The organism is Streptomyces sp. NPDC014727 (assembly GCF_043083485.1).
Lineage (GTDB): Bacteria > Actinomycetota > Actinomycetes > Streptomycetales > Streptomycetaceae > Streptomyces.
Window position 1 is genome coordinate 181,153 of sequence record NZ_JBIBYR010000002.1, and the last position, 18,392, is coordinate 199,544.

Consider the following 18,392-nt stretch of genomic DNA (forward strand, 5'->3'; position numbering starts at 1 on the left):
ACAGCCGGGCGGCCAGTGCCTACTGCCGCACCACGCGCCGCCGCACCGACCGTGCCACCCTGCGTACCACCGCGTTGCGCGGCAGGAACGCGAGCTGCGCCGGTACCGCCCCCGGCAGCGCCAGCGACGTGAGCCGCTTGCGCTTGAAGTACCGCCATGTCGTCGCGTCCAGGTGCGCGGACAGGTACCGTTCGGCGGCCGGCCGCAGCCCTGGATGGATCTTCGGCTGCATCGCAAACCCGACGGCGGTGACCAGCCCGGTCAGATCCGCCAGGTCGGCCGGGTCGGCCGCGGCCCCCGCCCGCTCGACGGCCGCCCGGTCCGTCACCTCCGGCACCAGCGCGTCGACGAGCGTGACCGGGACGCGGTTGCTGTTCTCGTACGGGGCGAGCCGGTCCAGCAGCATCCCGGTGCCGACCCGGGCCACCGGCAGCCCGTAGAACGCCGACGCGGTGAGCAGCGCGGTCGAGAAGCAGCCGACGACCAGCGCGGGCCGCATCCGCTGATAGAGCACCTCGGCGAGGACCGGGGCGGTGAGCACCCCCGCGTCCAGCACCGTCAGCTCGGCGCCGAGCTTCTCGGCCTCCGCGCCCATCGCGCGCGACCACTGCGCCGGGGCCGTGGGGTGCGGTTTGAAGACGAGGCGGGTGTGACCGAGCGCCACCGCGCCGCGCATCATCCGCAGATGCAGGTCCTCCTCCTCGGCCGCGCTGATCAGGCCGAGCGCGGAGAGGTACTGGCCGAGCAGCAGGGCGGGGGCCTCCACCGACGGCACGCCGTCCCGGACCCCGGGCGCGTCCGCGAGCTCACCGAGCACCTTGAGGAACACCTCGGTCGGCACGATCTGCGGCGGCACCCCGAACTCCGTGAGCAGCAGCGGCTTCAGGCCGGGCACCAGGTCGAGATGGAGCAGCCGGCGCACCCGCGTACCGACCAGGGGGTCGATCTTGTTGCGGGTGGGGCCGTAGCTCATCAGCCCGTCCGCGTAGACGTCGACCGGTGCGCCGGTGAAGATCTGGGTGACGGCCATCGCGGGGTTGACCTGGATCGACTCGACCGCCAGCTCGATGTCGTCGTCGCCCAGCCCCCAGGCCAGGCGCAGATGCCGCTCCCACAGCGGCACGTCGTCGGGGCGAGGCGCCCAGCCGCCGGGGTGGAAGGGCGCGATCGTCGTGTTCCACGACACCACGTCGTCGAAACGGCTTCGCAGCACGTCGAACCCGGGCATCGCGTCGACGGCGGGCGTCGTCTCCGGAACGGCCGCGTTGTTCGAGACGAGCAGGATGCGGCGGTCCGCGTCCGGGAAGCAGCCGGCGTCGAGGGCGGCGGCGAGCGTGGCGGTGCCGTAGAGCGTGGACGCGAAGAAGATCTGCGTGGTGCGGGACCGGGCGTCGTTCACGCGGCCGCCCCTTCCTTGGCACCCGCGGCGGCCGGACGACGCCGCAGCCTGCGCAGCAGCGTGGCGCGCTGCACGTCCATCGAGTCGAGGGCCTCGTCGAGCACCCCCTGCGGCATGCGCCGCAGTGCGGCTCCACTCATCGACTTCAGTGTGCGGGCCACCGCGGGTTCGAACCTTTCGATCGAGCTCATGTGGTGAGAAATGATCGCGCAATAGGTACGGACCGCTTTCGGCAGCAGAGCCTGTGCGTCGCGATCCTCGGCCGTTTCCCGAATGACCTGGTCGAACGAGCGAATGAAATCGAGCTGGCGCACGTCGCCGATCTGGGTGAGCGAAGAAGCGACCCCGCGCCGGTAAAAGATTCCGAGAAGTCCGAGCACCGCAAAGGAATCGGCCTCGCGATGCAGCCGCCAGATCCACGGACGGTCCTCCGCGGTGCGCAGACCGTCCGTGAAATGCAGCAGTCCGCGGTCCAGGAGACGTCGGTGGTACAGCCCGGCCCAGGCGTACGGATAGTCGACCGAGGTGGTCCGCTCGGCGGGCAGGATCGCGTCCCGCGGGTCCAGGACCTCGCCGCGCCTGCCGTGCGGGACGCGGTGCACCGTACGGTTCCTGCCCTCGACCTGGACATGGTCGGTACGGACGAAATCGCAGCCCAGCGCCTGAATCCGGGCCAGGATGTCGGCGTAGTACCCGGGTGCCAGCCAGTCGTCGCCGTCGAGGAAGGTGACGTACTCGCCGCGCGCCGCGTCCAGGCCGGTGTTGCGGGCGGTGGCCAGTCCGCCGTTCTGCTCATGTCTGCGGACGACCACCCCCGGAATCTCGTCCTCGGCGCGACGCAGTATGTCCGCGGTCCCGTCGGTCGAACAGTCGTCGACGAGGATGAATTCGAAGTCCTCGCGGGCGTTGGCCCGCAGGCTTCTCAAGGTGTCGGGGGCGTATGTCTGCACGTTGTAGAACGGCACGATGACCGAGAGCTTAACCACCCGTCTCACGCTAGGCGGGAGCCCGTCATTTGCCTTGGCCCCAGGAGGGACACCGGGTGAACGGCGAATGTCGGAATGATGAACCGGACTGTTTCGTGGGCGATTGCGTCCCCTTTGTGAAGGCGATTCGCCAACCGTCGGCGGCCTGTTAACCAGCTGTTGCCGCCACGTTGGGCCGCGAATCGAAATGCCTTCCTAAGTTCTGGGACGTGCCCCCACGTACCGATAAGACGACCGCCCTCCGGGTAGCCGTGCTCGCCGACTCCGACACCCGGTGGAAATGGGGCGCGCTCACCGCGCGCCGTCTCGCCACCGGTGGGTCCGAGGGGTCGGCGCAGCGCGTCGAGATCACCGGGCTCCTGCTGCGCGGCCGGGCCACCCCGACCCCGCGCCAGCTCGCCGAGGTCGGCGACGTCGGAATCGGCGCCGAACAGGTGCGTGAGGTGACGGCCGTCGAGTTCCTGCACACCGTGCGGGACGAGGGATACGACGTCGTCGTCCTCGCCCTCGTCGGCGGAGCCGTCCAGGCGATGCTGCACGGCCTCGCCGCGCTGCGGCTGCCGGCCAGGCCCGTCGTCGTCACCGGCTATGTCGGCGTCGTCTACGAGAAGCTCGCCGACGGACTGCTGCTGCGGCACGGCGCGGACGTCGTCCTCGCCAACTCCCGCCACGACGCGGAGCGCTTCCGCGCGGTGTACGAGGGAGTGGGCGCCGACGCCTCGGCCGTCACGGAGGCCGCGCTGCCGTTCCTCGGCGGCGAGCCGTACCGCCTGCGGGAGGGCCGCGACACGGTCGTCTTCGCCGCCCAGCCCTCCGTACCGGCCTCCCGCGCCGACCGCACGTATCTGCTGCGCAGGCTCGTCGAGCACGCCAGGCTGCACCCGGCCCGCGAGGTGCTGCTGAAGCTGCGCTCCAAGCCCGGCGAGCACACCACGCACATCGAGGAACTCCCCTACCAGCGGCTCGCGGAGAAGCTGCCCGGCGGACTGCCGCCCAACCTCCGCCTGGTGTACGGGCACATGGGCGAGGTCCTGGACCGCACCGATCTGCTGGTCACGGTCTCCTCGACCGCCGCGCTGGAGGCGCTGCACCGGCGCATCCCCACCGCGGTCCTCACCGACCTCGGCGTCCGCGAGGCCCTCGGCAACCACCACTTCATCGGCTCCGGCCTGCTCACCTCCTGGGACCACCTGGACGGCGGCCACAGCCCGGAGCCCGACGCCGCATGGCTGGCCGGCCAGGGCGTCGCAGCCGACGGCACCTACGCCACGGCCTACGACCACGCCCGCGCCCGCGTCGACGCCCTGCTCGCCGCCGGCCGGCTGCCCGACCTCGCGCCGTACTACACGCCCGCCACCGCGCCCGGCTACCTGCCGGGCATCCTCGCCCGCCACCACCTGGCGCCCGACGGCCACCCGCTGCCCGGCAGCGACCGGCCGCGCGAGACCGGCGGGATGCGCGGCGCGGTCCGCGACGCGGTACGGGAAGCGGCGCGCGGCGCGTACCGGCAGGGCGTCCAGCGGGTCGCCCCGGTGATCCGACGGATGGGCGAGCTGTGAACACCACTTCAGGAGCAGAGATGACCCGGACCCCGACCGTGCTCGCCGTGATCCCCGCCCGTGGTGGATCCAAGGGCGTACCGGCCAAGAACCTCGCCCAGGTCGGCGGCGTACCGCTGGTCGCCCGCGCCGTCCGCGCCTGCCTGGCCTCCCGTGAGGTCACGGACGTCGTCGTGACGACGGACGACGCGGCCATCGCCGACGCGGCCCGTGCCGAGGGCGACACGCTGGGCGCCCCGGAGCGGGTGCACATCGTGCAGCGCCCCGCGGCCATCGCCGGGGACAGGTCGAGCAGCGAGGACGCGGTGCTGCACGCCCTGGACGCGTACGAGGCGATGCGCGAGCGGACGGCCGACGTGGTGCTGCTGGTCCAGTGCACCAGCCCGTTCGTCGTACGGGAGGACATCGACGGCGTCGCCGCGGCGGTCGCCCACGACGGCGCCGACACGGCGGTCACGGTCGCCCCCTTCCACGGCTTCCTCTGGCGCGACGGCAGCGCGCTCGAAGAGGACAACCACGGCGTCAACCACGACAAGTCCGTCCGGCAGATGCGCCAGGACCGTCCGGAGGACCTGCTGGAGACCGGCACCGCGTACGCCATGAACGCCGCGGGCTTCCGTACCCACCGTCACCGCTTCTTCGGCCACACCGCCCTGGTGCGCACCGACGCGTCACGGGTCCTGGAGATCGACGACCCGCACGACCTGGCCCGCGCCCGCGCCCTCGCCCCGCTCCTGGACCCCGCACCGCTGCCGACCCTCGACGACATCGACGCGGTCGTCCTCGACTTCGACGGCACACAGACCGACGACCGGGTCCTCATCGACGCCGACGGACGCGAGACCGTCGCCGTCCACCGCGGCGACGGCCTCGGCATCGCGGCCCTGCGCAAGACCGGAATGCCGCTGCTGATCCTCTCCACGGAACAGAACCCGGTCGTCGCCGCCCGCGCCCACAAGCTCCGCATCCCGGTCCTGCACGGCATCGACCGCAAGGACCTGGCACTCAAGCAGTGGTGCGACGAACAGTCCATCGCTCCGGAACGTGTCCTCTACGTGGGCAACGACGTCAACGACCTGCCGTGCTTCGCACTCGCCGGCTGGCCGGTCGCGGTCGCGAGCGCCCATGACTCGGTACGGGCCGCGGCCCGCGCCGTCACGACCACCCCCGGCGGCTTCGGCGCCATCCGCGAGATCGCGGCCTGGCTGCTGGGCCCCACCCTCACGAAATCCCCCGAGTAACCCCCCAAGTCCCCCGAGCAACCCCAAGTCCCCCGAGCACCTCCCCCAAGTAAGGAACGCACCTCATGAGCACCTCCCGTCTGCGCACCCTCGGCACCCGTACCGCGGGCCCGGGCCGGCCCGTCTACGTCACCGGCGAGATCGGCATCAACCACAACGGCGACCTCGACAACGCCCTCGCGCTGATCGACGTGGCCGCCGAGGCCGGCTGCGACGCCGTCAAGTTCCAGAAGCGCACCCCGGAGATCTGCACTCCGCGCGACCAGTGGGACATCGAGCGCGACACCCCCTGGGGCCGGATGACGTACATCGACTACCGTCACCGCGTCGAGTTCGGCGAGGCCGAGTACCAGGCCATCTCCGAGCACTGCGCCAAGCGCGGCATCGACTGGTTCGCCTCCCCGTGGGACACCGAGGCCGTCGCCTTCCTGGAGAAGTTCGACGTCCCCGCGCACAAGGTGGCCTCGGCCTCCCTCACCGACGACGAGCTCCTGCGCGCCCTGCGGGCGACCGGTCGAACGATCATCCTCTCCACCGGCATGTCGACCCCGCGCCAGATCCGCCACGCGGTCGAGGTCCTCGGCAGCGACAACATCCTGCTCTGTCACGCCACTTCGACCTACCCGGCCAAGGCCGAGGAGCTGAACCTGCGGGTCATCAACACCCTGCAGCAGGAGTACCCCAACGTCCCGATCGGCTACAGCGGCCACGAGACCGGCCTCCAGACGACCCTCGCGGCCGTCGCCCTGGGCGCCGCGTTCGTCGAGCGCCACATCACGCTGGACCGCGCCATGTGGGGCTCCGACCAGGCCGCCTCCGTCGAGCCGCAGGGCCTCACCCGCCTCGTCCGCGACATCCGCACCATCGAGGCCTCGCTCGGCGACGGCATCAAGAAGGTGTACGAGTCCGAGCTCGGCCCGATGAAGAAGCTCCGCCGCGTCGCGGGCGTCGTCTCCGAGAGCGCCGAGGCGGCCCCGGCCGCCGAGCCGGTCGCGGTCTGACGGGCCGACCGGTGAACCTCGCCTTCGTCGAGAGCCCGGTCCAGCTCCTGAACGTCCTGGAGTGGGCCTGCACAGAGGGAGGCGACGGCCACGTCCTTGCGGACATCACGGTCGTCGTCCTCCCCCCGGTCGACCCGATGTCGCGCGGTCAGCTGCGCCGGATGGCGGAGCTGGCCCGCGACGAGGGCGTCAACGTCCGCTGGCAGGAGGCGCGCGGCGGGGCCGGCGCGCCCCTGAAGACCCTGCGTTCCCTGGCCGGGCTGCTGCGCAGGGCGGAGCGCATCGTGATAGGCGACCCGTTCTCCCGCTACGTCCAGCTGCTGCTCACCATGGTGCGTGCCCGGCACCTCACCGTGGTCGACGACGGCACGGCCACCATGGAGTTCGTCGCCCAACTGGCGCGCGGCGAACGCCTGGTGCGCTGGCACCGCAAGGGCAGCTCGGGCCCGCGCGAACTGGCCCTCGCCCCGGTCACGGCCCGCGCCCGCAGCCGCTTCACCCCGTCCGCGACCCGTACGGTCGAGGTCTTCACGGCGATGCCGGTCGAGGCTCCGCCCGGCGTCACGGTCACCTCCAACACCTTCGCCTGGACCCGGGCCCGCTTCGGCCCGCCGCTGCTCACCAAGGGCGCGGACCTGGTCGGCACCTCGCTCGTCGAGACGGGCGTGGTCGACCAGGCCCAGTACTTGGAGGCCGTCGCGACCCTGGCCCGCACCCACGGGGCCACCCGCTACTTCGCCCACCGCCGCGAGTCCACCGAGAAGCTCCACGCCCTGGAGGCCGCCACCGGCCTGGAGATCGTCCGCCCCGACCTCCCCCTGGAACTCATCGCCCGCCGCGGCCCCATCGGCCGCACGGTCCTGAGCTTCCCCTCCACAGTCGTCCACACCCTGCCCCTCGCCCTGGTCGGCACGGACGTCAAGGTCGCGGTCTGCGACATCGCCCCGGAATGGCTCCGCGACACGGCGTCCCCGCGCGCGCAGGGATTCCTGTCCGGCGTGACGGAGACCGCCCGCGACGTCCAACGGCTGGCGCCCTGGCGGGCCACGGCGGTGACGGAGGCATGAGGCCGGAACGGGTGTCGGCATGGTCCTCGGCAACCGGGGCGGCGAGACGGAAAGCCGTCAGACGGGCATGACCTGAACGTCGTAGGAGGGGATCCACTTGTCGCGGGTCAGGATGGTCATCCCCTCGGTCTGGGCCTGTGCGATCAGTATCCGGTCGAATGGATCGCGATGATGTGCGGGCAGTCTGCTCGCCCGCACGCCGTGTCCCGCGGTGATCGGAAGCGGGGTGAACTGGCTGTCCCGTACCCGTTCGGCCAGGTCCTCGGGACCTTCGAGCTTTCCGAGGGACTGCTTGATCGCGATCTCCCACGGGGTGACCGCGCTGACGAAGACCGAGGGCTCCGTGTCCAGCAGGTGCTTGATCTCGTCGGTGAGCTCTGCGGAGTCGTCGAGCCACCACAGGACGACGTGTGTGTCGAGCAGCATTTTCATCAGCGCATCCCGAATGCGTCGGCCAGGTCGTCCGGCAGGTCGTCGAAGTCTTCCCTGATACGGATCTGTCCCTGGAGCGAGCCGCGCCCGGTCCGTTTCACCCGGGCGCGGAGCGGCACGACCTTGGCCACCGGCTCTCCCGCTTTGGAGATCACTACTTCCTCGCCGGTGGCCACCTGCTCCAGGATGCGCGAGAGGTGGGTCTTGGCCTCATGGACGTTGTACTGACGAGCTGCTTCCACGGCTGCCTCGCAGGGACGGATCGGCGTGTGGACTAACCACTGGACTAAGTTTACTCCGTGATCCCGAGGCATGTGCCGATGGCGGCCGGCTCCTGCCTGTCGGGGAGTGGCGGTCGATGCCGATGCCGGTACGCAAGCCTCAGCGGGGCGTCATGGATCACCCTGACCTGTAAGTGGCGTACCCCAGGGTTTGTTGGGGGAAGGTCCCGATAGCGGGCAGGGTCGGCCGGGCGTGAGCATCAACGCATGACAACGATGCGGATGGCGACGGAGCGGCAGGGTGGGACGGCCGGCACGGCCCTCCTCGCGGGACCCGCCCTGATGGCGGGGTACGGAGCGGTGCGGCTGGTCGGACGGGCCGTCGGCGATTACGGCCCCGGGGTGTGGTGGACGGTGGCGCATCTGCTGTTCCTGGCCGGAGTGCTCGCGTTCGTGCCGGTGTTCCTGGGGCTGCGGAGACTCGCCGGGGAGCGCGGGGGCAAGCGGGTCGCCGCCGAGGCAGCCGCCTGGGCCGGGCTGCTCGGCGCGGCGGCGGTGGCGGTCCAGGCGCTGATCGACCTGGGGGTCGGGTTCGTCGCGGCGGACGAGCGGGCCATGAGCGACTTGTTCGCAAAGGTGCAGGACGTACCTGGAGTGATGCCGTTGGTCTACACGGTGGTGCCCCTGCTCTTCTGGGTCGCGCTACTGGGCCTGGTCGCCCTGCTCGCCGTCTTCCGCCGGGACGTGGTCCGGCCGTGGGCTCCGGCGCTGGTGCTGGCCGGGACCGTGCTGATGGCCGTGAGCCTGGACCTGCTGCCGGCCGGAGCTCTGTGCATCGGGCTGGCTCTGTTCCCGGTACGCCGGGGACTGCCCGACTGACGGAGCCCGACCGGGACGTCGTGCGGGTGATGACCGGCCCGGGTGGCCTGCCGGGAGTGAAATGGGCGAGTTTACCCACCTTGCCATCACGTCACACGCCACGACGCAGTCATTTATTCGTCTATGTGGCTGAACTTTTCTTGTTTCATGGTCAGTTGACGGGGGAAGGGGCTTACGCTTTACCAGGTGAACGAGTTGATGTCCCGCGATTCCGATGCCCAGCTGCCCGGGGACGAGGCGCTGCCCGGCGCCCTGTCAGAGCCCTTGCGTGCCGAACTGATCGCCTTCCGGCGCGACCTGCACATGCACCCCGAGCTGGGCAATCAGGAGTTCCGTACCACCGCGGCCATCAAGGCCCGGCTGGAGAAGGCGGGGCTGGCACCACGGGTACTCGACACCGGGACCGGACTCCTGTGCGACGTGGGCGGCCGGGGAGGCGACACGCGGCCCATGCTCGCCCTGCGCGCGGACATCGACGCCCTGCCCATCCCGGACACCAAGGCGGGCGTCCCGTACCGTTCCACCGTCCCCGACCGGGCGCACGCCTGCGGGCACGACATCCACACCACCGCGGTCCTCGGCGCCGGGCTCGTGCTCGCCGGGCTCGACCGGCAGGGGCTGCTGCCGAACCCCGTGCGGCTGATCTTCCAGCCGGCCGAGGAGGTGCTGCCCGGCGGTGCGCCCGACGCGATCGCGTCCGGGGCGCTGGAGGGCGTCGGGCGGATCATCGGGGTGCACTGCGATCCGAAGGTGGACGTGGGGCGGATCGGGCTGCGGGGCGGGGCGATCACCTCGGCCTGCGACCGGCTGGAGGTCAGCCTCGACGGCCCCGGCGGGCACACCGCCCGGCCGCATCTGACCACCGACCTGGTCACCGCCGCAGCCAAGGTCGCCACCGAGGTGCCCGCACTGCTGGCCCGCCGGGTCGACGCGCGGGCCGGTCTCGCCGTCACCTGGGGGCGGCTGGAGTCCGGGCACGCCTGCAACGTGATCCCGCAGCACGCCGAACTCTCCGGCACCGTGCGCTGCCTGGACCTGGCGGCCTGGCGCGAGGCGCCGGACCTGGTGCACGCGGCGATCGACGAGGTGGCCGGGATGTACGGCGCCAAGACGGTGATCGACTACGTCCGGGGCGTCCCGCCCGTCGTGAACGACGCCGCCGCGATCGATCTGCTCGCGGGGGCGATGACCGCGCGGCGAGGTTCGTCTGCGATCGAGGACACCGAACAGAGCCTCGGCGGCGAGGACTTCTCCTGGTACCTGGAACAGGTCCCGGGGGCCATGGCCCGGCTCGGGGTCCGCACGCCCGGCGACACCGCCCGTCTCGACCTGCATCGTGGCGATTTCGACGCGGACGAGGAGGCGATCACGGTGGCGGTGGAGCTCTTCACTGCCTGCGCGTTGCTCGACGGCAACCATCCGTAACCGGAAAGGTCACCTCTGGTTCGCGACGATCCGATAACGGCTTCCGTACAGGGCTTTATCTGACATCTACGCGCGTTACGATCGCCGCGAAACCAGCGCCGGAAGAGGCGCTTCGGTCAGGTTTGAAGGAGCCTTCCCTTGCGCCGGGTATCCAAGATCACTGCCGCGTGTGCTGTCACCGCGGCCCTCGCGCTCACCGCCACCGCGTGTGGCGAGTCGTCCACCGAGAGCTCCGGCTCCGACAAGGGCAAGATGAAGATCGGCATGGCCTACGACGTGGGTGGCCGTGGCGACAACTCGTTCAACGACTCCGCGGCGCGTGGTCTGGACAAGGCCAAGTCCGAGCTGGGTGCCACGACGAAGGAGCTCACCGCCAAGACCGGTGAGACCCCGGCCGACCGTGAGCAGCGCCTCGAGTCGCTCGCCGAGGGCGGCTACAACCCGGTCATCGCGATCGGCTTCGCCTACAAGGACGCGGTCGACAAGGTCGCGGCCAAGTACCCGAAGGTCAATTTCGGTCTGGTCGACTCGGTCTCCGACGTGAAGAACGTCGACAGCATCGTCTTCACCGAGGAGCAGGGCTCCTACCTCGCCGGTGTCGCGGCGGCGCTGAAGTCGAAGGACGGCCAGGTCGGCTTCATCGGTGGTGTCGACCTCCCGCTGATCAAGAAGTTCGCCGCGGGCTTCCAGCAGGGTGTCATGGACACCAACCCGAAGGCCAAGGTGCAGATCCAGTACCTGTCCACCGGTTCGGACCTGTCCGGCTTCGGCAGCCCCGACAAGGGTGCGTTCGCCGCCAAGGGCATGCTCGACAAGGGCGCGGACGTCATCTTCGCCGCCGCGGGCGGTTCGGGTGCCGGTTCGATCGAAGCCGTCGCGGGCAAGAAGGGCGCCTGGTCCATCGGCGTCGACTCCGACCAGGCCCTCGACCCGTCGCTGGCGAAGTACAAGGACACGATCATGACCTCCGTCGTCAAGAACGTCGACGGCGGTGTCTACGACCTGATCAAGTCCGTCAAGGACGGCAAGCCGGTGGCCGGCACGCAGACGTACTCCCTGGCCAAGGGCGGCGTCAGCCTGACCACCACGGGTGACCACCTGAAGGACATCCAGGCCAAGCTCGACGAGGCGAAGAAGAAGATCGTCGACGGTTCCATCACGGTCAAGACCACGACCTGATCCACTGTCGATCGGGGCCCGGGTGAGCCGCTTCGGCCTCACCCGGGCCCCGATTTCACATACGGGTCCGGCCGACGTGCCGTAGCCGTGCACACACTGTCCGCCACCTGTCATCAGGTGGCCAACGATTCGGTGGCGCTACGCGCGTAGCATCCGCCGGGCGCGGTACCTTTCACCGTTCCACCGCCTCCGTCCCACCGTTCCACCGCCTCCGTCCCACCGCCTCCGCCCTCCGCTCCTGCCAAGGAGAGTGCGCCATCAACGCGTCCAGCAGTCCCCATGCCGTGGAGCTCCGCGGCATCACCAAGCGGTTCCCCGGGGTCGTGGCCAACCACGACATCGACATCACCGTGCGCCGCGGCACCGTCCACGCTCTCGTCGGCGAGAACGGTGCAGGCAAGTCCACTCTGATGAAGATCCTGTACGGCATGCAGAAGCCGGACGAGGGCACCATCGCGGTGGACGGCGAGCAGGTCTCGTTCCACAACCCCGGCGACGCCATCGACCGCGGTATCGGCATGGTGCACCAGCACTTCATGCTCGCCGACTACCTCACCGTCCTGGAGAACGTCGTCCTCGGCTCCGAGAAGCTGTACGGGATCGGCGACCGGGCCCGTGCCAAGATCAAGGAGATCTCCGACGCCTACGGTCTCGGTGTCCGTCCGGACGCCATGGTCGAGGACCTCGGGGTCGCCGACCGGCAGCGCGTGGAGATCCTCAAGGTCCTCTACCGCGGCGCCCGCACCCTGATCCTCGACGAGCCCACCGCCGTCCTCGTACCGCAGGAGGTCGACGCGCTCTTCGACAACCTGCGCGAGCTCAAGGCCGAGGGCCTGACCGTCATCTTCATCTCGCACAAGCTGGGCGAGGTGCTGTCGGTCGCCGACGACATCACCGTCATCCGGCGCGGTACGACGGTGGGCACCGCCGACCCGAAGCGCACCACGACCAAGCAGCTCGCCGAGCTGATGGTCGGCAGTGAGCTGCCGTCGCCGGAGACCCGCGAGTCGACCGTCACCGACACTCCGATGCTGACCGTCGAGGGACTGCGGCTGAGCGCCACGGACCCGGACGGTGTGGTGCGTTCGGTGCTCGACGGCATCGGCTTCACCATCCACAAGGGTGAGGTGCTCGGCATAGCCGGGGTCGAGGGCAACGGCCAGTCCGAACTGGTCGACGCCATCATGGGCATGCGCCCGCTCGACGGCGGTGTGCTCACCCTGGACGGCGCCGACATCTCCCGCACGCCGACGCGCAAGCGCCGCGAGAACGGCATGGGGGTCATCCCCGAGGACCGCCACCGGCACGGACTGCTGCTGGAGGCCCCGCTCTGGGAGAACCGCATCCTGGGCCATGTCACCGAACGCCCCAACAGCAAGGGCGCGTTCCTCGACCTCAAGGGTGCCCGCGCCGACACCGAGCGGATCGTGCGCGAGTACGACGTCCGCACCCCCGGTACCGAGGTCACCGCGGCCTCCCTCTCCGGCGGCAACCAGCAGAAGCTGATCGTCGGCCGCGAGATGAGCCATGCCCCGAAGCTCCTGATCGCCGCGCACCCCACCCGGGGCGTGGACGTGGGCGCCCAGGCGCAGATCTGGGACCAGATCCGCGAGGCGCGCCGCGACGGACTGGCGGTGCTGCTGATCTCCGCCGACCTGGACGAGCTGATCGGGCTGTCCGACACCCTGCGCGTCATGTACCGCGGCCGGCTGGTCGCGGACGCCGACCCGGCGACCATCACCCCGGAGGAGCTCGGTTCGGCGATGACGGGCGCGGCCACCGGACACCTCGAAGCACCGGACGGGGCCGAAGCGCCGGACGACCCGGGTGCCGACAGCACCGACACCGACCCCCGGGACGGGGGAGAGGACCGATGAAGAAGATCGACAAGGAGCGGCTGCTCCTGGGGATCGCGGCCCCCATACTCGCGATCGTGGTCGCCTTCCTGGTGACCGCACTCGTGCTGGCCGCCACCGGCAAGGAGCCGTTCAACGCCTTCGGCATCATGTTCGACTACGGACTGAAGTCGGACAGCCAGGTCTACATCCTGAACAAGGCGACGACCTACTACCTCGCGGGTCTCGCGGTGGCCGTCGGCTTCCGGATGAACCTCTTCAACATCGGCGTGGACGGCCAGTACCGCCTGGCGGCCTTCTTCGCCGCGGCGGTGGGTGGCGCGCTGACCCTGCCCGGCGCCCTGCAGATCCCGCTGATCATCCTCACCGCGATGATCGTCGGCGCGATGTGGGCCGGTATCGCCGGTGTCCTCAAGGTCACCCGGGGCGTCAGCGAGGTCGTCTCGACGATCATGCTGAACGCCATCGCGACGGCGGTCATCGGCTATCTGCTCCAGCAGGGCCGCCTCGGCCACCTGGACAAGGCCGGCACGAAGATCTCCACCAAGCCGCTCCCGGAGTCCTCGCACTTCTTCGAGTTCCCGACCACCCCGTCGCCGGTCTGGGGTTTCATCGTGGTCGCGGTCGTCGCGGGCATCGCCTACTGGTTCGCGCTCTCGCGCACCCGGTTCGGCTTCGACCTGCGCACCGTCGGACAGTCCGGCTCCGCGGCCGAGGCCAGTGGTGTCGACGTCAAGAAGATGGTCGTCACCTCGATGCTGATCTCCGGCGCCGTGGCCGGTCTCATCGGTATGCCGACCCTCCTCAACGACAGCTACGAGTTCAGCGGCGACTTCCCGGTCGGCATCGGCTTCACCGGCATCGCCATCGCCCTCCTCGGCCGCAACCACCCCATCGGCATCGCGCTCGGCGCGCTGCTCTGGGGATTCCTGGAGCGCGGCACCGGCAAGCTCGAATTCGAGGGGTACGACAAGGAGATCGTCGGCGTGATCCAGGGCGTCATCGTCCTGTGCGTCGTCATCGCCTACGAAGTCGTCCGCCGCTACGGACTCAAGCGCCAGCAGAGCAAGGTCGGCGCGGAACTAGCCGCACAGGCCGCCCGTAACTCCGACCAGCAGGAGGTGTCGGCGTGACCGTCACGGCGACTTCCACTCCGCCCCCCGCGGCCCCCAAGGTCTCCGGCGGCAAGGGCGGCCGCACCCGCCTCTCCTTCCCCGTCGTACTGCTGATCATCGCGGGCGTGCTGCTCGCGCTGTCCGCCGTACGCGCGATCACCGGCGCCGCGGACGTCACCTCGGCCGGGCAGATCGGCGCGGCGCTCGCGATGGCCGTGCCGATCGGGCTCGCCGGTCTCGGCGGCCTCTGGGCCGAGCGGGCCGGTGTGGTCAACATCGGGCTCGAAGGCATGATGATCCTGGGCACGTTCTTCGGCGCCTGGGCCGGCTGGCAGACCAATCCGTGGCTCGGCGTGCTGGCCGGCGTCATCGGCGGCATGCTCGGCGGGCTGCTGCACGCCGTCGCGACCGTCAGCTTCGGCGTCGACCACATCATCTCCGGTATCGCCATCAACATCCTGGCGCTCGGCTTCACCACTTACTTGGCCAAGCTCTGGTTCAACTCGGGCGAGGCGGCGGCCAAGGGCGGCAGCCCGAAGCAGTCCCCGCCGGCCGACGACATCACCTCGGTGACGATCCCGGGCCTCTCCGACTGGCTGCATTCCATCGAGAAGCACCACTGGTTCTTCGTCTCCGACCTGGCCGGCGTCATCGGCGGCCTGGTCACCCATGTGTCGCTGCTGACGATCCTGGCCGTGGTCCTCTTCGCCCTCACGTTCTTCGTGCTGTGGAAGACCTCGTTCGGGCTGCGGCTGCGCTCCTGCGGCGAGAACCCGGTCGCCGCCGAATCGCTCGGCGTCAACGTCTACCGCTACAAGTACATCGCCGTGATCGTCTCCGGCGGCATGGCCGGTCTCGGCGGTGCCTTCCTCTCGCTCGTCACCTCGCACATCTACAACGAGGGCCAGACCGGCGGGCGCGGATACATCGGTCTCGCCGCGATGATCTTCGGCAACTGGCGGCCCGGCGGACTGGCCATGGGTGCCGGCCTGTTCGGCTTCGCCGACGCGCTCCAGCTGCGCAACGGCGGCGAGTCCGTCCACGCGCTGCTCCTGCTGCTCGTGGTCATGCTGGCCGTGCTCGCGGCCTGGAAGCTCTACCGCAAGAGCTTCGTCCAGGGCGTGGTCAGCGCGGTCGTCGCCGCGGCGGTGCTGGTCTGGTACCTCGGTACGGACACGGTGCCCACCGAGTTCGTGAGCGCGACCCCGTACATCGTCACGCTGCTCGTCCTCTCGCTCTCCGCGCAGCGGCTGCGGATGCCGAAGGCGGACGGGATGCGCTACCGCAAGGGCCAGGGCAAGTGACGGCCGGCGCGGAGGTCGACTGGGCGGCGCTGCGGAGCGCCGCGCGGTCCGTCATGACGCGTGCGTACGTCCCCTACTCGCACTACCCGGTCGGTGCGGCGGCGCGCGTCGACGACGGGCGTACGGTGTCCGGCTGCAACGTCGAGAACGCCTCGTACGGCATCGGGCTGTGCGCCGAGTGCGGTCTGGTCTCCCAGCTGCACGCCACGGGCGGCGGGCGGCTGACCCACTTCACCTGCGTGGACGGGGCGGGCGAGATCCTCGTGCCGTGCGGCAGGTGCAGGCAGCTGCTGTACGAGTTCGGCGGGCCGGAGCTGATCCTGGAGACGCCGGACGGGCTGCGTACGCTCGACGAGATGCTGCCGCAGGCGTTCGGACCGGGCCATCTGAAGTAGCCGTGCCGACCGGTCCGGCCGGCCCGTCCCGAGCGTCCGGGCCGACCGGACCGGCGGACATCCGCAGCCGAACCACCGTGGCCCTCCCGCCCGTCGGGAGGGCCACCCCTCTCTCCACCCTCTATGCGCGTAGAGTCATCCAGGACTCTTGCGTACGTACCGGCCGGAAGGACTCCCAGGACATGGACGCCATCTCCGTCATCCGCACCAAGCGGGACCGAGGCGAGCTGACCCCCGAGCAGATCGACTGGGTCATCGACGCGTACACCCGCGGTGAGGTCGCCGATGAGCAGATGTCCGCGCTGGCCATGGCGATCCTGCTGAACGGCATGAACCGCACCGAGATCGCCCGCTGGACCGCCGCGATGATCGCCTCCGGCGAGCGCATGGACTTCGCGTCGCTCTCCCGGCCCACCACCGACAAGCACTCCACCGGCGGCGTCGGTGACAAGATCACCCTGCCGCTCGCCCCGCTGGTCGCCGCGTGCGGCGCCGCCGTGCCGCAGCTCAGCGGACGGGGTCTGGGCCACACCGGCGGCACGCTCGACAAGCTGGAGTCCATCCCCGGCTGGCGCGCCCACCTCACCAACGAGGAGATGCTGAGCGTCCTGGACACCACCGGCGCCGTGATCTGCGCCGCCGGTGACGGGCTCGCCCCCGCCGACAAGAAGCTGTACGCGCTGCGCGATGTCACCGGCACCGTCGAGGCCATCCCGCTGATCGCCAGCTCGATCATGTCCAAGAAGATCGCCGAGGGCACCGGTGCGCTCGTCCTGGACGTCAAGGTCGGCTCGGGCGCCTTCATGAAGACCATCGAGGACGCCCGCGAACTGGCCTCCACCATGGTCGCGCTGGGCACCGACAGCGGAGTGCGGACGGTCGCGCTGCTCACCGACATGGCCACCCCGCTCGGCCTGACCGCCGGCAACGCCCTGGAGGTGCGCGAGTCGGTCGCGGTGCTGGCCGGCGGCGGTCCGAAGGACGTCGTCGACCTCACCCTGGCCCTCGCCCGCGAGATGCTGGACGCGGCCGGGCTCAAGGACGCCGACCCGGAGAAGGCCCTCGCCGACGGCTCCGCGATGGACGTCTGGCGCCGGATGATCTCCGCCCAGGGCGGCGACCCGGACGCCGCGCTCCCGGTCGCCCGTGAGCAGCACGTCGTGACGGCCCCGTCCACCGGCGTGCTGACCCGCCTGGACGCGTACGACATCGGCGTCGCCGCCTGGCGTCTCGGCGCGGGCCGGGCCCGCAAGGAGGACCCGGTGCAGGCGGGCGCGGGCGTCGAGCTGCATGCCAAGCCCGGCGACACGGTCACGGCCGGACAGCCGCTGCTGACGCTGCACACCGACACCCCGGAGAAGTTCGACTACGCGCTGAAGGCACTGCCCTCCTCGTACGACATCGCTCCGGAGGGCACGGAGTTCACGGCCACCCCCGTGGTGCGGGAACGTATCGCCTGACCTGCGGCTCGGAGCGCCCTGCCGTAGGCCCCGCGCTGCCTGCTGCCAGGCACTCTTACTCGTACGGGTGAACGGGACCGGTGGACTGCCACCGGTCCCGTTCGGCATGCTGGACTCGGTGACGCACCGATAGAGGAGACCGCCATGAGCGCACTCACCGTCGACCCCGCGCCGGGCCATGGCCAGGATTGGGACGACCTCGTCCGGATCTGGGAGGAGACGGACGCACCCGAGGGCTGCAAGGTGGAGATCATCGAGGGGATCGTCACCGTGTCGCCACCGCCGTCCAAGGACCACAACACCACCGCGGAACTGCTTCAGCGCAGGCTCTATACCGTCATCCCGGAGGACTGGGGGATCTACCAGACGCTCGGCGTCGCCGTGCCGGGCCGGGCCGGGCTCTACATCCCCGATCTCGTCGTCGTGCCGCGTGCCGTGGCGACCGGACCGGGCAACCGCGTACCGGCGGAAGAGGCCCGGCTCGTCGTCGAGATCACCTCGCAGTCCAACGCCAACCACGACCGCATCGGCAAGGCGCACGGATACGCGAAGGCCGGTGTCGAGCTCTTCCTGCTCCTGGACCCCTGGCACTCCGGCCGTCCCACCGCCACCTTGTACGGGGAACCCGCCGACGGCACCTACCGGGTCCTGGAGGCGGTCGAGTACGGGGAGAAGCTGACGCTTCCCGAGCCGTTCGCGCTGGTACTGGACACCGGAGTCCTTCCGGTGAGCTGAGAAGCGGCGCCGCGCCGGTCCCGCGCGTGCGAGAGCGGCCCCGGGGGGGGGGGGGTAAACCCCCCCCCGGGCCCGCGGAATGAGTTGGTGGGGCCGACCCGTGCACCCACCGGCGGGTCCGTTGCCCAATAAACGGTG

At 70.4% G+C, this 18,392-nt stretch carries 17 protein-coding genes; 13 read left to right on the top strand and 4 right to left on the bottom strand.

What is annotated here, in order from left to right:
- Positions 1 to 19: 19 nt before the first annotated feature.
- Together ACF1B9_RS04445 and ACF1B9_RS04450 are read right to left on the bottom strand one after the other, a co-directional pair.
- Complete coding sequence (locus ACF1B9_RS04445) at positions 20 to 1,399, bottom strand: polysialyltransferase family glycosyltransferase (RefSeq protein ID WP_391738991.1); 1,380 nt, start codon at positions 1,397 to 1,399, stop codon at positions 20 to 22.
- On the bottom strand, positions 1,396 to 2,385 hold the full coding sequence (locus ACF1B9_RS04450) for a glycosyltransferase family 2 protein (RefSeq protein ID WP_391738992.1): 990 nt from the start codon (positions 2,383 to 2,385) through the stop codon (positions 1,396 to 1,398). Before ACF1B9_RS04450 ends, ACF1B9_RS04445 begins: the two co-directional genes overlap by 4 nt.
- A 209-nt stretch (positions 2,386 to 2,594) precedes the next feature.
- Here ACF1B9_RS04450 and ACF1B9_RS04455 point away from each other — a divergent pair, with 209 nt between their 5' ends.
- The 4 genes from ACF1B9_RS04455 (at position 2,595) to ACF1B9_RS04470 (ending at position 7,253) form a co-directional block, all read left to right on the top strand.
- On the top strand, positions 2,595 to 3,944 hold the full coding sequence (locus ACF1B9_RS04455; RefSeq protein ID WP_391738993.1) for a DUF6716 putative glycosyltransferase: 1,350 nt from the start codon (positions 2,595 to 2,597) through the stop codon (positions 3,942 to 3,944).
- Positions 3,945 to 3,964: 20 nt separating this feature from the next.
- Positions 3,965 to 5,185, top strand: a complete 1,221-nt coding sequence (locus ACF1B9_RS04460; RefSeq protein ID WP_391738995.1) for a cytidylyltransferase domain-containing protein — start codon at positions 3,965 to 3,967, stop codon at positions 5,183 to 5,185.
- A gap of 65 nt (positions 5,186 to 5,250) precedes the next feature.
- Positions 5,251 to 6,186 carry an N-acetylneuraminate synthase family protein gene (locus tag ACF1B9_RS04465; protein WP_391738997.1) on the top strand — a complete coding sequence of 312 codons (936 nt, stop codon included), beginning with the start codon at positions 5,251 to 5,253 and terminating at the stop codon, positions 6,184 to 6,186.
- Positions 6,187 to 6,197: 11 nt separating this feature from the next.
- On the top strand, positions 6,198 to 7,253 hold the full coding sequence (locus tag ACF1B9_RS04470) for a hypothetical protein (RefSeq protein WP_391738998.1): 1,056 nt from the start codon (positions 6,198 to 6,200) through the stop codon (positions 7,251 to 7,253).
- A 57-nt stretch (positions 7,254 to 7,310) separates the two neighbouring features.
- Here the strand turns inward: ACF1B9_RS04470 and ACF1B9_RS04475 are convergent, their stop codons facing one another.
- Both ACF1B9_RS04475 and ACF1B9_RS04480 read right to left on the bottom strand, forming a co-directional pair.
- Positions 7,311 to 7,685: a type II toxin-antitoxin system VapC family toxin gene (locus tag ACF1B9_RS04475; RefSeq protein ID WP_391739000.1), complete on the bottom strand. Its 375-nt coding sequence runs from the start codon at positions 7,683 to 7,685 to the stop codon at positions 7,311 to 7,313.
- Positions 7,685 to 7,927: a type II toxin-antitoxin system Phd/YefM family antitoxin gene (locus ACF1B9_RS04480; protein WP_391739001.1), complete on the bottom strand. Its 243-nt coding sequence runs from the start codon at positions 7,925 to 7,927 to the stop codon at positions 7,685 to 7,687. The genes ACF1B9_RS04475 and ACF1B9_RS04480 overlap by 1 nt, the downstream gene beginning before the upstream one ends.
- Before the next feature lie 246 nt (positions 7,928 to 8,173).
- On the opposite strand from ACF1B9_RS04480, the gene ACF1B9_RS04485 reads away from it, so the two are divergent.
- The 9 genes from ACF1B9_RS04485 (at position 8,174) to ACF1B9_RS04525 (ending at position 18,254) form a co-directional block, all read left to right on the top strand.
- Positions 8,174 to 8,785 carry a hypothetical protein gene (locus ACF1B9_RS04485; protein ID WP_391739002.1) on the top strand — a complete coding sequence of 204 codons (612 nt, stop codon included), beginning with the start codon at positions 8,174 to 8,176 and terminating at the stop codon, positions 8,783 to 8,785.
- 198 nt (positions 8,786 to 8,983) lie between these two features.
- Positions 8,984 to 10,210, top strand: coding sequence for an amidohydrolase (locus ACF1B9_RS04490; RefSeq protein ID WP_391739324.1), 1,227 nt, complete (start codon positions 8,984 to 8,986; stop codon positions 10,208 to 10,210).
- Positions 10,211 to 10,348: 138 nt separating this feature from the next.
- Positions 10,349 to 11,389 (top strand): BMP family protein, encoded by a 1,041-nt coding sequence (locus ACF1B9_RS04495; RefSeq protein ID WP_391739004.1) that lies wholly within the window; start codon positions 10,349 to 10,351, stop codon positions 11,387 to 11,389.
- Between the two features lie 284 nt (positions 11,390 to 11,673).
- Positions 11,674 to 13,266 (top strand): ABC transporter ATP-binding protein, encoded by a 1,593-nt coding sequence (locus ACF1B9_RS04500; protein WP_391739006.1) that lies wholly within the window; start codon positions 11,674 to 11,676, stop codon positions 13,264 to 13,266.
- Positions 13,263 to 14,378, top strand: coding sequence for an ABC transporter permease (locus ACF1B9_RS04505; RefSeq protein WP_391739007.1), 1,116 nt, complete (start codon positions 13,263 to 13,265; stop codon positions 14,376 to 14,378). Before ACF1B9_RS04500 ends, ACF1B9_RS04505 begins: the two co-directional genes overlap by 4 nt.
- Positions 14,375 to 15,664 (top strand): ABC transporter permease, encoded by a 1,290-nt coding sequence (locus ACF1B9_RS04510; RefSeq protein WP_391739008.1) that lies wholly within the window; start codon positions 14,375 to 14,377, stop codon positions 15,662 to 15,664. Before ACF1B9_RS04505 ends, ACF1B9_RS04510 begins: the two co-directional genes overlap by 4 nt.
- Positions 15,661 to 16,059, top strand: coding sequence for a cytidine deaminase (locus ACF1B9_RS04515; RefSeq protein WP_351074352.1), 399 nt, complete (start codon positions 15,661 to 15,663; stop codon positions 16,057 to 16,059). Before ACF1B9_RS04510 ends, ACF1B9_RS04515 begins: the two co-directional genes overlap by 4 nt.
- A 182-nt stretch (positions 16,060 to 16,241) precedes the next feature.
- Positions 16,242 to 17,519 (top strand): thymidine phosphorylase, encoded by a 1,278-nt coding sequence (locus tag ACF1B9_RS04520; protein WP_391739009.1) that lies wholly within the window; start codon positions 16,242 to 16,244, stop codon positions 17,517 to 17,519.
- Between the two features lie 144 nt (positions 17,520 to 17,663).
- Positions 17,664 to 18,254, top strand: a complete 591-nt coding sequence (locus ACF1B9_RS04525) for a Uma2 family endonuclease (RefSeq protein WP_391739010.1) — start codon at positions 17,664 to 17,666, stop codon at positions 18,252 to 18,254.
- Positions 18,255 to 18,392 lie beyond the last annotated feature (138 nt).

Excerpts from the sequence above, each read along its gene's own strand:
- ACF1B9_RS04460 (WP_391738995.1), top strand. The coding sequence starts at position 3,965 with ATGACCCGGACCCCGACCGTGCTCGCCGTGATCCCCGCCCGTGGTGGA.
- ACF1B9_RS04465 (WP_391738997.1), top strand. The coding sequence starts at position 5,251 with ATGAGCACCTCCCGTCTGCGCACCCTCGGCACCCGTACCGCGGGCCCG.
- ACF1B9_RS04475 (WP_391739000.1), bottom strand. The coding sequence starts at position 7,685 with ATGAAAATGCTGCTCGACACACACGTCGTCCTGTGGTGGCTCGACGAC.
- ACF1B9_RS04485 (WP_391739002.1), top strand. The coding sequence starts at position 8,174 with ATGACAACGATGCGGATGGCGACGGAGCGGCAGGGTGGGACGGCCGGC.
- ACF1B9_RS04490 (WP_391739324.1), top strand. The coding sequence starts at position 8,984 with ATGTCCCGCGATTCCGATGCCCAGCTGCCCGGGGACGAGGCGCTGCCC.
- ACF1B9_RS04505 (WP_391739007.1), top strand. The coding sequence starts at position 13,263 with ATGAAGAAGATCGACAAGGAGCGGCTGCTCCTGGGGATCGCGGCCCCC.
- ACF1B9_RS04520 (WP_391739009.1), top strand. The coding sequence starts at position 16,242 with ATGGACGCCATCTCCGTCATCCGCACCAAGCGGGACCGAGGCGAGCTG.
- ACF1B9_RS04525 (WP_391739010.1), top strand. The coding sequence starts at position 17,664 with ATGAGCGCACTCACCGTCGACCCCGCGCCGGGCCATGGCCAGGATTGG.